Source organism: Rhizobium sp. R635 (assembly GCF_002211285.1).
Classification (GTDB): Bacteria; Pseudomonadota; Alphaproteobacteria; order Rhizobiales; family Rhizobiaceae; genus Rhizobium.
The window spans coordinates 1-15,677 of record NZ_LOKX01000023.1; the positions used below are offsets into that span (position 1 = coordinate 1).

Here is a 15,677-nt window from a genome sequence, read left to right on the forward strand (position 1 = left end):
AGGGGGAGATCGTCGAGCGCGGGCGGGCGCGGGCGGTGTTGGACGATCCGCAGCATGAATATTCAAGAGCGCTGAAGGATGCGGTGTTGGCGGCGGATTTTGGTGCGGTGGGGTGAGTGGTGTGGGATGAAGCGGCGCTGAGTGCGCGTGCCAACCAGCGACAGAAGCGGACAAATGGGCAGCGCTCCAGTCTGCCGACGTGGGAGGTGACCGGAAAATCAGGTGCACGTAAATACAGCCGAATCGAATACCTTACCTTCCGAACTAATTTGTCATGTTGCTATCATTAGTTGTATTTAGCTACCGTCAACGAGATGGGAGTTCGCATATGTACGAGTTTCAATGGGACATCCAGCACTGGGTCTTGGCAAGTCAGGGGCCGCGCTGCCATAACTCCATGTCTGGTCCTGGAGAATTCATTGCCCACTCGATCTCGTTCCCATGAACTCGAAGATGAATCGATTGATAAATTTCGTGCTGCTATACCCCGACGCTGGGTGATCCGGGAAAAGAGCCGCGACTACGGGGTTGATCTTGAAGTCGAGATTTTCGCCGAGGACCGAAGAGCCACGGGGCTGATGTTCTACGTGCAGCTAAAGGCCACCGATAATATCAAGCGCGAGCGTAAGACTTCAATGGAGGTCGATCGCATTCAGTATCTGACAACTTTGGAATTGCCGGCCGTTATCGTAAGGTATTGCTCGGTTTCCGGTAGGCTTTTTTGGCTGTGGGACTTCGAAGCCTCAAATCAGCTCGCCCAATCTACGAAGACAGCCACAATCGTTTTTAACAAGGAATGGACGGACGAGACGCCCGAGAACGTTTTGAAGGTGTTGGGAGTCACGCGACGCCTAAAAGAAAAACGGCCGAGTGAACGCTTTGCCTTGGCCTGTCGATACGAACTGCCCTACGCTGCTGAGCTGATCGCATCCCAAGCTTTGAATGAGCTCCTGAAGAACCTGAGCTTTATACGGACCATTGACGACAGATCGCGTGTTCCCGTCGAAATTTCCTTCTTCCCTGAACATGTGCGGATCACTATGGGTCTCGGCTACCTAGAGCTGGAGATCAACTACGAGTCATTGAGGAGAACGCTGCAAACTCTTGCTTACGCACTTACGGCGGTCTTCATGCGAACGGGATTTAGCGATCGCGCGACGACCGCAGCAAATTACTGTTTGTCGCTCGCGGATGCTTGGATGACGGTTCCCCGAGAGCTTTCGCTGTACGCCTGCGTTGCATTAAAGGGCGAACCACTCAAGGCATCGAAGCTTGCGATTTACGCAGGCTTGCATCGCCAGCAGGATGAAGCTTTCCTTGCCTTCACGTCCGAGCTCATTACCGCGCAATCGGCAGAAAAAGCTGAAGTCGCTGCTGCAATTCAAGAGTTTTACCTACCAGCGATCAGTCAAGCTCCAACGGATGAAAGCCGCGGCGCAATTATGTACTCGATGGCGAATGTCCGGGCAAATAACCATGAATACGCAAAAGCCATCCAAGCCTTTAATTCGGCTAGGAAGCTTCGACCAAGATACCTAAACGCCGACTACTTTCTAAGGGAATTGGGCGGCGCGTTATTTGAGGGCCGCCGATTCCGCTGTTCAGCAATCGCCTACCACCAGGCGATGGACCTGACGCCCGACCCCAGCACGACATTCTGCCTTGGAGACGCTCTACTCCATAGTGGAGACTTAAGTAAAGCTGCTTCCACGCTGGCTCTGTTGGCAGATTCGGAAGACGCGACCCTGGCCGCCGAAGCGCGACTTAAGAGGTTGCTCGCCGAGTGGTTTTTGGAGCGCTCAATCGATATCCGTCTAGGAGACGCAGACGCTCTCTCTCGGTATGCCGATGAGGTTGAAGCTGTTGAGGAAAAATTTCTAGCGGTTCTCGGCGCTGCTTTTGCGGCGAGGTGGAACAGATATCTCTGGTCTTGGGCGCTTCAGTTATCCGTTTATGTTTCAATCGTTCCATATATTTCGGATGTGATGCTTTGCGCTCAGGAAGCGTGTGGATCGGAGGCCTACGCAATGAGTAGAGAGCGTATTATGCCATTTACAGACAACGAGGAGGATTTGAGACAGCTCGATAACTTAAATATCAAAGCACGCGACGTAGTTGCTTCGCGGCCTCGCCGACCTTTCGTCGCCAGACTAATTGATACTGACCGGGTGATGGTTTTCGAACGCAAAATGTAGCAGTTGAAAGGATAGGAACTATCGACCGCTATTTTGCGTGAGAGCTTGAGCACACCGACCTTCTCATCACTTCCCAGATCTTCTCTTCAGACGACTCGAACTGAACGCGGTGTAGCGCCATCGCTCTGGCAAAAAGGCACGGCGCCAATTTTATATTGGCGAGCTTCGTAGATTAGCCGAAACGCGGGACGACCGCTCAACATCATTGCTGTGGCAACCCCAGCGTGATCGCGCACCTTCAGCAGGATTTCCGAAACGTGATTTACATCGATACGATGTCTTAATGCATTGGAGAGCGGTGCCGTTGACGCTGCAGCGCATCTACCTAGTGCTTGAAGCAATTTTCACGGTGCCACCGGAGAAAATGGGGATGCGGCCGCTCGAACGGCTTTGAAGGCACAATTGCTCTTCCAGTCTTGTTGATTAGTCCTCGAATGCTCTCCGGATCGTTGGCTTGCCGCGAGATCAGAATATGGAGCTCATCCGAGAGCCCGATCAGCCCTCGGTCGAACATCCAGTGCGCGGTGCCGGACAGAGCAATGCCGTTGGTGAGGATGTCGGGTCCGTTTGCCTCCACGGGGCGGATATGTGCGGCATCGACTTCCGCACGGCCGCCGCCATTGATGAGCTTCAAGCCGGTGATTGCGCAGCGTTTGTCATAGGCCTGCAGAACGAGCCGGCGAAACAGCCGATTGCGAACGATCCGAGACGAGAGCTGCATGACTCGGTCGCGCTCGTGCTCAAATAGGAACGGCGCCTGAGCTCCTTCTTCAAACCCATCGGCAGGGAGCACTGCTCCCGGCTCATCCAATCGAGGCAGTTCAGGCTCGTGTTCGTCCAGGCCAATCGACACGATGCGATTGAAATCCGCCGCCGATATCGGGCGCACTGCGGCCTGTGCTCTGCCGGAAATCCGCCCCTCCTCATTCAGCACGCCTCGCTCAATGACACCGTGCGGCCCACTGAACGGAACGGCATTGATGAAATCGAGGTAGCTGCCCGGCTCGATGAGTGCCACATACATGCCGAGCGCCTTCGGATCCGGAATGACCTGAGCTACCTTGGCGATGGCAAAATAGCCGCGGGTTGCCGCAACCTTGCGCGGCTCGTAATAAACGATCCAGTCTCCGAGGCAGGCTTGCACGCGACCGAGATACTGGCGCGGGAACTGATATTGTTCTGCCGGGCTGTCGTCGTAGATCGAATCTGAGCGGTGAATGAAAACCCCGAATCCCATATCCGATGCGTAGCACGGAAAGCCGCCAATATCGCCAAAACACTCGTCGACACATACGAAGTAGCCGCCTGACCGCGGCAGCGCCGACGTGAGTGCGGATGAGATGAGCGGAATCTAATGCAGAATATTGTGGGATTGACGACACCGATCCGCCTAACCTATTGACGAATCAGCAGAAATATGCTATTCCGCGATCAGCCTGATCGGGAGCGGAAAGCGTGTTAACGCTGTGCTACTGATCTGCTTCATAGAGCGCTTTCCGCTCCCGATCAGGCTGAGGGACGACCTCGCGAGCTTGCTCGCGAGGAAACGAAGAGGGAAAAAAGCAAGGCGTCGACTTTTCTTTGCGGCTGTCAATTTTGTTTTCTTATCTCTCTTGGGGGACATGGTCGTAAACCTAGTTAAGTTATTGTTTCTGGTGCTATTTTAGTAGAATTTTCCGAAATTTTCAAGCCTTAGCGAGGCTGCCATCTGGCGCACCGGCGTTTCCTCCAGCTCGAGACCTAACCCCTTCTGGTTGCCGTGGCATGACACGGCACAAAAATCCGATGAGCAAGGCGCCGGCAAGCAAAGGCGCCTCCGGTGATTTCGGAACTGTCAACGAGACGGCGCCGACGTCCGAAAATTCCTGGAGCAGCAAATTCGCACGCGCTGGCGGCACCGGATACCTCGCTGATACATATCCCCTGGCCGTTGGAGAAGTGCACGAATTGCCCGCAACGAGTGTCAGCGCAGCGCGCTATTGAGATCATGCAACCCAACCATCAGCATCATCGGGTCGGATGGCGAGGACAGGAAGCCGACCGCCTCATAGAAAGCGCGGGCGTCGTCGGAAATCGCATGCACCAGCAGGCCGCGGATTCCGAGGATGTCTGCGGCATTGAGCAGGCGCAAGCCCGAATCGCGCACCAATGCTCTGCCGATACCGCGTCCCTGGTAAGACTGATCGATGGCGAGACGGCCAAGCACGGCAACCGGAATCGGATCGGGCATGTTACGCCGAAAACGGCCGGGCGCTTCCGGCTGCTTTACCGCGCCTGAAGCTAGCGCATAATAGGCAATGACTTTGTTTCCCTCGCACACGACGAAGGTACGCGATGCGCCGCCTGCCTGATTGGCGCGGGCGCGGCGACACAGCCAATTATTCAGTTCAGGCACGCCGGAACTGAATTCGGCCAGTTCGTGATGATCGGCCAGGGGTGTCGGCGGGCTGAGGGTCACGCCTCATCCCATGGCGCTTTGGTCGACATGGTCCGTTTCAGGCGCGCATTCGGCTGTGCGGGCGCATCCAGGCGGGCAAGGTATTCGGCATGGATTTCGGGGCTGACCGTGAATATGGTACGGTCGAGCAGCACTTCCTCGGCGCGGCGCTCGGAAGCCTCCAGCATAAAATCCGTGCGGGTCTTGCCCAGCAGTTCGGCGGCGCGATCGATCAAGTTGCGGGTCGCAGGCTTGATGCGCATGTTCAGCGGCACGCTTGTGTCCGGACTTTTGTTGGTGTGCGAGGTGGGCATGGGAACTCCTATCTGGAGCAGATATAGCGTAACGACGATATCTTTACAAGCTCCGTAAAGATATCGTCGTTACGTGTCGGCGGTGTCCTACTCGGCGGCGGGCGGATTTGGCTGCCAATCCCGCACTTCGCCCACAGCCCTGCTTCCACCGAACATTTACGACCATCACTTGTCTATCGCGCTTATTTGCGTTAGCTTATGCAAGATTTAGTTGTATCCATTGGACTAGATCGAAAGGTTGATGGATGCTGAAGCGATACCTTCGGATGACGCCATGATCTGGAACCATCGCATCACACGCATCACTGTCGGCCTGCTGCTGCTGGTGCTCATCACTGTCGTCTCATTGCCGGCAATCACTGGGTTTACGAGCCTTGACGGCACGGTCAACGCGCGTTTCGCTATCGTCAATGCACCGATCGACGGCACGATTGCAGCAGAGCCCCTCAAGGTAGGCAGCCCGGCCAAAGGGGGACAGTCTCTCGCGGAGATCAGAAATCCGCGCGTCAATCGCGCGATCCTCGCTTCGCTCGAGGCCGATCGCAATACGGCGCTCGACCGCGTCGCGGCGCTGAAAAAGGAACGGGACGAGCTCTCTCAGCTTCGCGAGGAACTGTCCGCCAGATTGGAAGTCTACCGGCAGACCACCATCGCCAATCTTGAACGCGAAGTCGAAATCCTGCGGAAGAAAGTCGAGGTGTCACAGGCTCAGGATCTGGTCGCGCAGGTCGATCTGAACCGCCGGATGGCGCTCGAGTCAAAGGGCATTCTGACGCAGAAGCTGGTCGAGGCCGCGCGCGCCGCCGGTGCTGCGACCGGCGGCGAAGTCGAAATCAGCAATTTAACCGTCGATCAATTGCAACAAAGGCTCAATGCGGTCCGCCAAGGCATCTTTGTCTTCGGCGACGGACAGAATGATGTGCCCTATTCGCGACAGCGCGAGGACGAGGTCATCGTTCACATCAACGACCTGAACTCGCGCATCGCGGAAAATGAGACACGCGCGGCCGAAGCTCAAAAACAGCTCACCGAAGAGAAAAACCGCGTCAGCAGCCTTGAATCCGCGACTGCAATAGCACCGTTCGACGGCGTTGTCTGGAGCAGGAGCATCGTCGACGGTTCGAACGTCGTGCTCAACAACGAGTTGATGCGCCTCCTCGACTGTCGAGAGCTGTTTGTCGATATCCTTGTTCCCGAGGTCGATTATGACCAGATCTATCCGGGACTTGCCGCGCAGGTGCGCTTGTTCGGCCGCAGCGATGTCTTCAAGGGTACGGTCATTTCGGTCAGAGGCAGCTCGGCGGCTGTCGAAACCGATTCCTTTGCCGCCAGTCTGCCGCCATCGACACAGCGTAACGCCCGTATTCGGGTCCGCCTCGATCCTTCCTTCATGAACGACGATTTCGCGAACTTTTGCCAAGTGGGACGCAGCGTGCAGGTACGGTTTTCCAAACACCGCATCGACGTGTCAAATTGGGTCAAAAAACTGTGGTTCAGTATCTTCTAGCGCTGGTTCCCACCTTTTTCGTTCTGGCTTTCTTTTTCCTGGGGCCTTTCAATTGGTCGCGCCATCGCACCTGGACGCGGGCGGTGACCTGCGCGTTCGTGGCAGCAACTGTATTGCGCTACATGTTCTGGCGCCTGACGGAGACCGTGCTTCCCTATCCCAACGACGGTCTGAATTTCTATTGGGTCTGGATCCTCTTCGTGGTCGAGATTCTGGCTTGCGTCGAAGTGGTCCTCTTTCTGATATTGATGAGCCGCTACGTCGACCGGAGTGCGCAAGCGGACAGGCTGGCCGGCGTTTTCTTTGCGCGCGACGAGCGCGAACTGCCGACTGTCGATGTTTTCATTCCGACCTATAACGAGCCGCTCGACGTGCTCGAGCGAACCATCATCGGCGCGCGTGCGCTGGATTATCCTGCCGACAAACTGAACGTCTATGTGCTCGACGACCAGCGCCGGGACTGGCTCAAGGCCTATTGCGAGGAGAAAAACGCCATCCATGTCACGCGCGGCGACAACAGCCACGCCAAAGCGGGCAATATGAACAATGGGCTCAAGGTCAGTTCGGGCGAATTTATCGCGGTCTTCGACGCGGACTTTGTTCCCTATCGACATTTCCTGCGCCGGACGCTGCCCTTCTTCAGCGACGAAAGCGTCGGCATCGTCCAGACGCCGCAACATTTCTTCAATGCCGATCCGGTGCAATCGAACCTCGGCCTGGAGAATATCTGGCCAGACGAGCAGCGCCTGTTCTTCGACGAGATCGCCCCCAGCCGAGACAGCTGGGACGTCAGTTTCTGCTGCGGATCATGCTCGGTTGCGCGCCGCGAGGCGATCGACGCCATCGGCGGGTTTCCGACGGAGTCGATCACGGAAGACCTGCTGACAACGCTTTCGATGCTCAACAAAGGCTACAAGACGCGCTATCTGAACGAGCGGCTGTCGATGGGATTGGCCGCCGAAAACCTGACCGGTTATTTCGTACAGCGCGAACGGTGGTGCCAGGGCGGCATTCAAACCCTGTACCTGTACAATGGCCCGCTGCGCGGCCCCGGATTGACGCTGTTTCAGCGGATCATGTTTCTGCCGATATCATGGCTGGTACAATATCTGGTCCGCCTCACGATATTGCTCGTCCCGATCGTCTATCTCTGGCTCGGCCTGCTGCCGCTCCATTTCACGTCCATAGCTGATTACGTGTCGCATCAGGTGCCGCTGCTGGCGGCGTATTTTCTCCTGATGCTGTGGATCACGCCGACGCGTTATCTGCCTGTGATCTCGAGCGCAGTCGGGACCTTTGCGGCCTTCCGCATGTTGCCGACCGTCATCTCCAGCCTGGTGAGACCATTCGGCAAACCGTTCAGGGTGACGCCGAAGGGCAGCGGCAACGAGGCGAACCAGTTCGACCGCTACAGTTTTGCCTGGATCGCCGGCCTGATCACGGTCACTATCGTTGGCCTGCTGGTCAATATCGTGCCGGAAACGGCGCACACACAAGGTCAGTTTTCGCCGGTCGCCGCCTTCTGGTCGGGGATCAATATCATCGTCCTGCTCATCGCGTCGCTGATCTGCTTTGAGAAGCCTCGGCGCCTGTTTCATGCGTTCAAACTCGATGAAGCCGCCACCGTCGACGATGTGCCCGGCCAGGTCGTCAGTCTGGCGCTTGATAAGGCGGTCGTCGCCGTCCCCAACATGGCCCGATTTCAATCCAAATCGGTCATGCTGAAACTCCCCGGCTTCGCCCCGTTCCAGGCAGAGCTCAGACACGTCACTCAACGACGAAGGAGCATAAGCCGTACCGGTGACAAGCAAGCCTACTACCTGCACCTCTATTTCGAACTCAGTGGCGCTGCGCGCGACAGCATGATCGTGAAACTCTACACCGGCCAATATTCGCAGGACATTCGCGACATCGACAAAGTCGCGGTCTCTCTCAACCTTTTGCTGCGGTCGTTCGGGCGAACGCGCACGTTGTAGCCGGCATTCAAAGCGCGGATAGTTCGCGCCGGCGAGGAACGGTCGCACGCGTCACGAGTTAAGCATCGACAGACAATAGGTCTCGCAAACTTTCAATTGACCCTTCCCCTTGGCAAGGCGACACTCGACCCCAGACCAAGGCAGGAGGAAACAATGGACGAACCAGATCGCTGGCGCCACATGGCAAGTGCTCCGAAAGACGGCAGCCGGATTCTCGTCACGATCCGCCCGTCCGAACAGGGGCCGGCGGAGGTTGATCTCGCCTATTGGTCGCATGGGGACCAGTTCGGTGGGGAAGGCTGGCGCGCCTCGGATTCCTCGCCCGGGCACATCATCGAATATGCCGAGCCGGAGTTGAAGTGTTGGATGCCGATGCCCTCGGCCAATCTCGGGCGCAGCGCGATCCCCTCCCCTTGGGAGGGCGACGACGGACCGCAGCTCGACGGTTCGGGGATTTGAGATATCGCGGCCGATGAGATCGGTTCTGGCCGCGGCGGGCAGGTTCGGATTGCCGTTCTTAACCCTACGCTGCGCGCACCCTGTCCCGGCCGCTCAGCTTGGCGGCATAGAGCGCCTGATCGGCGCGCCGGTAAAGATCGGACGCGCTGTCTGACGGGGCGCAGGCGGCGATGCCGGCGGAGCAGGTGTAGCTGAAGTCGGGCGAGTCCGGCAGGGGCCGGGAGAAGCGGATCACCGTCAGCATGCGCTCGACCATATCGATGGCGTCCTCCGGCGCGGTTGCCGGCATCACAAGAAGGAATTCTTCTCCGCCGACCCGCCCGAAACAATCGTTGCGGCGAACATTCTGATGGATGCGATGGGCGAAATCGCGCAGCACGATATCCCCGGCGTGGTGGCCGAGCCGATCATTGATGTGTTTGAAATTGTCGATGTCGAAGACGGCGAGGCATCCGGTGCTTCCGTGCTTTGCGGCCGCCAGCATGTCGTCGACGCGCGCCATCACGAAGCGGCGGTTGGCCACGCCCGTGAGCTCGTCGGTGTAAGACGCCTTGATCGCCTGGTCGCGATCCTGCCGGACAGTCCTGCCATGCGTTCTGAGACCGGTGATGTCGCTCGCGATGCACAGCATCCCGCCGTTCTTCTCGACCGCCTCGGTCATCCAAAGCCATCGGCCGTCGCACAGATCCGTCTCGAAAGCGCGATACCCGATCTTGCCGCGGCGCGACTGCGTCGAGCGCAGCCACTCCTCGAAATCGCTCGTTCGAATAACTGTGCCGCGCCGCAGCTCGAAATTGCGCCGCATGAGATCCGGCCAGAGCGGCGTTTCATCCGGCTCGATGAAATAGGCCGAGCGGAAGGCGCTGTTGGCATATTGCAGCCGGTCATCGCCGTCATAGACCGCAATCAGCGTTTCGGTCCGTGCGGAAAGATGCAGAAGCTGTTCGACTATTGCGTCCATACCCAACCTTGTCTGGTGGCCTTGGCATGACATGGCGCAGAAATCCTACGAGAAAAGAGCCGGCCGGCAAGCAAAGGCGCTTCCAGTGCTTTCGGAAACGTCAACGAGATGCGGTGTCCAATCGTGATTGGACATCGGCTGCGACCTGAGCGAGGCTGTTCTTGGAGGCGGACCGTCTATTTTTTCGGAGATAGGAGGCCGAGATGGAACAGTACGCATTAGACCAGTTGAAGAACATCGCAAAGGTCAGCACGACCTGCACGCGCCTTGACTTGACGCGGCGCGAGCGGCTCGAACGATGGGCCGAAAGTCTCGAACGCAGCCCCAGGCCGTTTCTCAGGACGCTTCACGAAACCGAGTATAGCCCGATTGCAGAGCGGCTTGCCCTCAGGGATGACGACACCCCGATCTCCGTTGCATTCGCTGATCCCATTCTGCGGGCGGCAGGAATGGAAGACGATACCTATGGCGAAGCCAAACGGTTCTTCGAACTCAGCGACGAGCAATTGCACGGCCTTGTCTGCTTCTGCCATTTCGGTGAACAGGTCAGCGCGGCAACACTTGCTCGCCGTGTTCGAAAGATGGCGGATTACCAGCCAGGTGGTTTTTTCGCTCAGCTTCGTGCGTTCTTTGGATATTGAGGCCAAAGGCCCCCTGGCGCTGTAATGCCGGCGCCCGCCGTCGTGGTGAATGGGTCGCCACGGCGAACGGCATGTGCGGCATTCACATGCGCCGCAGTCTGGCGGGTACGGCTGATGATCAAGCCGCAGCCCAGCTGAACTTATATATTAGCGTTGCCGCACGAAAAGCTTGCATGCAAGCTATAAATCGGATGTCCTGAGAAAGACTTCTGTGGTGTTGGGCGACCCCGAATGAAAACCCTCGACGCGCGAATTCGGTTCACAGGTGAACGGCGCCAGGTCACGGCCCTTTTCTATGACATTGTCGGCTCCACGGAACTCCTGTTGCGGAGCGAGCCGGAGAAATTCTTTCGCTCCGTCTCGGCATTACATCAGAGCGCCGAGGCGATCATCAAAAAGCATGGCGGCTTTCTTCATCAGCGGCTCGGCGATGGGGGATGCTGCTTCTTCGGTTATCCCGATCAATCCGAAGATGCGGCTGAAAGCGCGGTGCAGGCTTCGCTTGATTTGCTGGGCATTGCCGCGAGCGTCAAGGCAAAGCCGCGTACCGCTTTCAGGCTGCGGATCGGGGTTGCCACCGGTCTGGTCGTCTTCTCCACGCAGGGGGACGAGATCGTCGGCACGGCCCCCGTGCTGGCGGCGCGCCTGCAGGCGGAGGCCGAACCGAATTCCATCCTGGTCGCCGGCTCGACCGTTCAGCTCACCCGGCACAAATTCGACTACAGCCTGATCCGGAAGGCGAGGCTCAAGGGCTTCGACGATCCGGTCGCGCTCTGGCGCCCGCGCGAGCGGGATCGGTTACGATCGGCGCCGTCGCTTTCGCATGAGTGGGACCGGCCGATCCGAGGCCGGGAGAGAGAGCTGGCCACGCTGTCGGGCGCCTGGGATTCGGCCCGCGAGGGCCGGGGCAGCGCGATCACCGTGATCGGCGAGGCCGGCATCGGCAAATCCAGGCTGATCGGCGAATTTTCCCGCAGCCTGTCGCAAACGCCGCACGAGACCCTGGTCTTCCAGTGCGGCAGGCGCCTGGAAAGCCAGCCGCTGCACCCGTTCGTGTCTTTTCTCGAAAGGCTTGTGGGCGAGGCTTCGGTTCTGAAGGAGGGCGACAGCGGGGCTTTGATGCAGGCGCTTCAAGCATCCGGCCGAAAGGTCGATGCGGGCGTCGCCGACACCATTCTAGCCTTCACCTCGGAGCGATCGCCGGCGGCCTCGCGCAATATTCGCGTGTCGGATCTGTCGGGGCAGGCATTCCGGCGGGAGGTAATCGAAGCTGCGGCCGGGATCCTGGCATGCAGGGCGGCGGCCCCGACGCTGCTCGTCTTCGAGGATGTCCACTGGGCCGATGGCATGACGCTGGAACTGATCGACCGGCTCGGATCGCTCGCCGGCCAGCTGCCTCTTCTCGTGGTTCAGACATCGAGGATCAGGCGGTCCCTGGCGCTTGCGAGCGAAATCGAACTGTCGGGCCTGGCCGCCAGCGCGGTGCGTGATCTCGTCGCCTCGATCTGGGGCGAGCCTCCGCCGCCGGGCTTGGCCGATTTCATCCTGGATCAATGCGACGGCATGCCGCTCTATGCGGAAGAACTGGCGACCTTCTTCCGGGCAAGGCAACCGCTCGGCAAGGCTCCATCCGAATGGCAGGGGCTGCTCAGGGAAGGCGGCGTCACTTCGCTCAACGATCTTCTGGCCGCCAGACTGGCTGCGACCGGTTCGGCGCGGCGGGCGGCGCAATTTGCCAGCGTCATCGGCCGCGAATTCAGCCTGTCGCTGCTCGCCTACCTCCTCGAAGGGGTCGACCGGCAGGCGGTCGATGTCGCCGTCGAGCGTCTCCTTTCTCAAGGCATCATCGAGCCTTCTTCCGTCATCCCCGGTTCGTTTCAGTTCCGGCACGTGCTGACCCAGGAGGCCGCCTATAGCAGCCTGCTCAAGAGCGACCGGCGCCGCATCCACAGGCGGATCGCCGATCTCCTGATCGCAGAAGCAAAACCCAGCCTGCCGGCGGCTATTGCCGCCTGGCAATGCGCGGAAGCCGGCCTGCATGATGCGGCGGCGAGGTTTGCCCTGGCGGCGGCGGAGCTCAGCGTTCTGCGCTCGGCCATGCATGAGGCGAACGTGTCGCTCGAACTCTGCGCGCGGGAGGTCGCCGGCCTTTCCCGGCGCCATCCCGATCGCGCCGAGCTGGCACTGGGCCTGCTCGAACTTCAGGGCGTCGTTGCCACGGCGCTGGAGGGCGAGGGCTCGGACAGCGCGCGGCGGGTCTATTCCCGCGCCATGCAGCTTCTGCGCAAACAGGCCTCGGACGTTCGCGTCAAACACTTCCCGGTCTATTGGGGATGGTGGTTCACGGCGCCGAACATTCCGGCGCAGCAGTCCCGCGCCCGCATTCTCGTCGGTGACATGCAGGCAGTCGAGGATCAGGAGACGAGGCTTCAATCCTATCATTGCGGCTGGGCGACGAGCTTCCACGCCGGCGAGCATGAATTCTGCCTCGAATGCGTCTCCAAGGGCCTCGGCCTTTACGATCCCGAGAGAGCCATCAGAAACCGCGCCTTCTTCGGCGGGCATGACGCCAGGGTCTGCGGCTTGGGCGAGAGCGCCCTCTCCTATCTGCTCCTCGACGATGGCGATGCCAGCGAACATGCGATCGGGCAGTGCCTGGAATGGGCAGCCGCGACCGATCACGCCGGCAGCATGGTTCATGCGCTCTATTACGCAATCGTGCTTCGCCGCTGCCAGAGCCGCTATGACGACGTCCATGCGCTCGGCGAAGAGATGCTGGCGCTTGCCGAGCGGCACGGCCTCGCCGCCAGCCAGGCGCGCGCCAATATGTATTGCGGCTGGGCGGAGCTGATGACCTCCGCCGGCAAACGCGGCCGGGAGCGCTTCCAGGGCGGTCTGCTGCTGCAGCAGCAACTGGGCACCGACGATAATTTCTCCATGCACAGCGACATGCATGCGCAGGTGCTGCATCAGCTCGGCAAGCCCGCCGAAGCGCTCGCCACCCTTCATACGGCGATCCATGTCGGCCGCAACAGCGGCCAGCGGTTCTGGCTCGCAGAACTCTATCGTCTCAGCGCAGGGCTGAGAAGAGAACTGAACGAGCCTCCCTCCCTGATCAAACGCGACCTGACGAGAGCGATCCAGATCGCCGAAGGGCAGAAAGCCGCCTGGCTCGCTGGCCGGGCGAGCCGCGTCTTGGCCGAACTGCCAAGGGCGTAGGGCCAGGAGGGCGCGATGGACGACGCGGTGCTCGACACCATCTTCGATGCCCCCCTCTCACCGCCCCCCGACCCCTGGCAGGCGGTGCAGCGCATCCTGGCGCGCAAGCACGAATACGGGATCACCAGGCTGGGCTCGGTCACAGAACTCGACCGGATCGGCATTCCCGTCGTCCAGGTCGTCAGGCCGTGGGCCCTTTCCGTCGCCGTCAGCCAGGGCAAGGGTTTGACTGTGCCGCTGGCGGCGATATCAGGCTTGATGGAATCGCTGGAGGGATGGGCCTCGGAGCGGATTGCCCCGGACCGCATCTTCACTGCAGCCGTCGGCGAGATGAACCGACAGGGACACTGGTCGCACCTTTGCGCCGGGCGCGACGCCGGGAGGCTTTCCTGGATCGACGGGCTGGATCTCTTTTCCGGCCGGAGAATTCCTGTCCCGCTTGCGCTTGTCGATTCCGCCTACACCGTTCCCTCGCCGCATCCGCATTGGCTGCCGCGGGACACGACCGGCCTTGCGGGCGGCACCAGCCTTCAAAGCGCGGCAATACATGCCTGTCTGGAGATTCTGGAGCGGCAGGCGCGATGCACGGCGATGAAGACCCCGCATTTTTTCGACCGCTTCCAGATCGACAGCCGCTCGGTCCGCTCCGGCCGCGCCGGCGAGGTCATGCAGCGGCTCGCCGAAGCCGGTTTCGTCGTCGGCATCTGGCAGATCCCGGCGCCGCACGCGCTGCCGGTCTACTGGTGCCACGTGATGGAAGATGCAGGCCGAGCGCCCTTTGCGCCCCTGCCGGCCGAAGGCTTCGGCTGCGACTTCAGCCATGACCGGGCGCTGACCAGCGCATTGCTCGAAGCCTGCCAATCCCGGCTGGGGGTGATTTCGGCGGCGCGGGACGATATTGCGAGCGACGTCTACGCACATGCCGATACCTCGGAGCTTGCCGCATGGCGCAGCCAGCTCGCGAGGGGTGGCCGCGCCTATGCCGCCGATGAATGTTCCAGCGGCCGCTCTATCCCGCCGGTCATCGAGGCGCTGAAACTCGCCGGCGCGGCGGCGGCAATCCTCGTGGTTCTGCATTGTGACGATCGCATTCCCCTTCACGTCGTCCGGGTGGTTGCTCCGCCGCTGGAAACGAATCCGGAGGCGGATCTTGCGTGACGATATCGTGGTTTTTCTCGGCCCCACCCTCTCCGCGTCAAAAGCGCGGAAATATCTCGACGCGATCTATCTGCCTCCCGTCGGCTGCGCCGATGTCGTGCGGGCGGTGGCAGATTACGCTCCCTCAGTGATCGTGCTGATCGACGGCGTCTTCGCGCAGCGCCCGGCCGTTCGCCACCAGGAGATTCTCTGGGCGATGGCCCGGGGCGTACGCATCTACGGCGCGGCCAGCATCGGCGCGCTCAGAGCGGCAGAACTCGCGCCTCAGGGAATGATCGGGCACGGATTGATCTACCGCTGGTATCGAAGACATCCGCTCGCCGACGATGCCGATGTCACGGTGCCGATGGCGCCCGCCGAACTGGGATCACGAGCCTTGGGCGACGCTCTCATCGACATGAGGCTGAGCTTGAGAAAGGCCGAACGCGCCGGGGTCATCGAAAGACGGCTGCGGCATGAACTCGAGGCGCTGGCGCGGTCGCTGCACTTCAGCGAAAGGTCGTTCACCCGGCTTCTCCAGGCGGCTGAAAACAATCCCGGCGCAGCCGAGCGGCTTGCGGCGCTACAAACATGGCTGAAAGCCGGGGCTGTCAATCAGAAGCGAAGCGATGCGGTAAATCTTCTGATACATCTCGCAGATCACAAGATAAACCCTCTGGAAGAATCGAATCGTTTCGAATTTGAACTTACGGAATCCTTCGCAAACGACATGCATTACTGCAAAATGCTCGAAACACTATTGCCGAAATGCAAGTAGCACTGGTATAGTGCACGATCGGTCGGCGTTGGGCAACGAGCGGTGGGGGCAGC

12 protein-coding genes and 1 pseudogene are annotated in these 15,677 nt (G+C 59.8%); 9 read left to right on the forward strand and 4 right to left on the reverse strand.

Annotation, left to right across the window (positions count from 1 at the left end; translation table 11 throughout):
- Both ATY78_RS28885 and ATY78_RS16780 read left to right on the forward strand, forming a co-directional pair.
- Positions 1-116 (forward strand): annotated as a pseudogene (locus ATY78_RS28885) (ABC transporter ATP-binding protein); the annotation flags it as partial.
- Positions 117-419: 303 nt separating this feature from the next.
- A complete protein-coding gene (locus ATY78_RS16780) occupies positions 420-2,195 on the forward strand; it encodes a DUF4365 domain-containing protein (RefSeq protein ID WP_190237478.1) in 1,776 nt (591 codons plus the stop codon).
- Positions 2,196-2,520: 325 nt separating this feature from the next.
- On the opposite strand, the gene ATY78_RS16785 is transcribed toward ATY78_RS16780, so the two are convergent.
- The 3 genes from ATY78_RS16785 to ATY78_RS16805 form a co-directional block, all read right to left on the reverse strand.
- Positions 2,521-3,432: an HNH endonuclease gene (locus ATY78_RS16785; RefSeq protein WP_088683448.1), complete on the reverse strand. Its 912-nt coding sequence runs from the start codon at positions 3,430-3,432 to the stop codon at positions 2,521-2,523.
- A gap of 726 nt (positions 3,433-4,158) precedes the next feature.
- Positions 4,159-4,653: a GNAT family N-acetyltransferase gene (locus ATY78_RS16800; protein WP_088683451.1), complete on the reverse strand. Its 495-nt coding sequence runs from the start codon at positions 4,651-4,653 to the stop codon at positions 4,159-4,161.
- Complete coding sequence (locus ATY78_RS16805) at positions 4,650-4,946, reverse strand: DUF1778 domain-containing protein (RefSeq protein ID WP_088683452.1); 297 nt, start codon at positions 4,944-4,946, stop codon at positions 4,650-4,652. Before ATY78_RS16805 ends, ATY78_RS16800 begins: the two co-directional genes overlap by 4 nt.
- A 274-nt stretch (positions 4,947-5,220) precedes the next feature.
- Here ATY78_RS16805 and ATY78_RS16810 point away from each other — a divergent pair, with 274 nt between their 5' ends.
- The 3 genes from ATY78_RS16810 (at position 5,221) to ATY78_RS16820 (ending at position 8,888) form a co-directional block, all read left to right on the forward strand.
- Entirely contained in the window at positions 5,221-6,453 is a 1,233-nt protein-coding gene (locus ATY78_RS16810; protein ID WP_088683771.1) for an HlyD family efflux transporter periplasmic adaptor subunit, read from the forward strand.
- A complete protein-coding gene (locus ATY78_RS16815) occupies positions 6,435-8,429 on the forward strand; it encodes a glycosyltransferase (RefSeq protein WP_088683453.1) in 1,995 nt (664 codons plus the stop codon). Before ATY78_RS16810 ends, ATY78_RS16815 begins: the two co-directional genes overlap by 19 nt.
- A gap of 153 nt (positions 8,430-8,582) precedes the next feature.
- A complete protein-coding gene (locus tag ATY78_RS16820) occupies positions 8,583-8,888 on the forward strand; it encodes a hypothetical protein (protein WP_088683454.1) in 306 nt (101 codons plus the stop codon).
- A gap of 64 nt (positions 8,889-8,952) precedes the next feature.
- On the opposite strand, the gene ATY78_RS16825 is transcribed toward ATY78_RS16820, so the two are convergent.
- Positions 8,953-9,849 carry a GGDEF domain-containing protein gene (locus ATY78_RS16825; protein WP_088683455.1) on the reverse strand — a complete coding sequence of 299 codons (897 nt, stop codon included), beginning with the start codon at positions 9,847-9,849 and terminating at the stop codon, positions 8,953-8,955.
- A gap of 203 nt (positions 9,850-10,052) precedes the next feature.
- Between ATY78_RS16825 and ATY78_RS16830 the strand changes: the two genes are divergently transcribed.
- The 4 genes from ATY78_RS16830 to ATY78_RS16845 all read left to right on the forward strand — a co-directional run bounded on the left by ATY78_RS16830 (position 10,053) and on the right by ATY78_RS16845 (position 15,624).
- Positions 10,053-10,490, forward strand: coding sequence for a hypothetical protein (locus tag ATY78_RS16830; protein ID WP_088683456.1), 438 nt, complete (start codon positions 10,053-10,055; stop codon positions 10,488-10,490).
- 231 nt (positions 10,491-10,721) lie between these two features.
- Positions 10,722-13,709 (forward strand): AAA family ATPase, encoded by a 2,988-nt coding sequence (locus ATY78_RS16835; protein ID WP_088683457.1) that lies wholly within the window; start codon positions 10,722-10,724, stop codon positions 13,707-13,709.
- Positions 13,710-13,724: 15 nt separating this feature from the next.
- Positions 13,725-14,867 carry a YcaO-like family protein gene (locus ATY78_RS16840; RefSeq protein ID WP_088683458.1) on the forward strand — a complete coding sequence of 381 codons (1,143 nt, stop codon included), beginning with the start codon at positions 13,725-13,727 and terminating at the stop codon, positions 14,865-14,867.
- A complete protein-coding gene (locus ATY78_RS16845; protein WP_088683459.1) occupies positions 14,860-15,624 on the forward strand; it encodes a TfuA-like protein in 765 nt (254 codons plus the stop codon). The genes ATY78_RS16840 and ATY78_RS16845 overlap by 8 nt, the downstream gene beginning before the upstream one ends.
- The last annotated feature ends 53 nt before the right edge of the window (positions 15,625-15,677 follow it).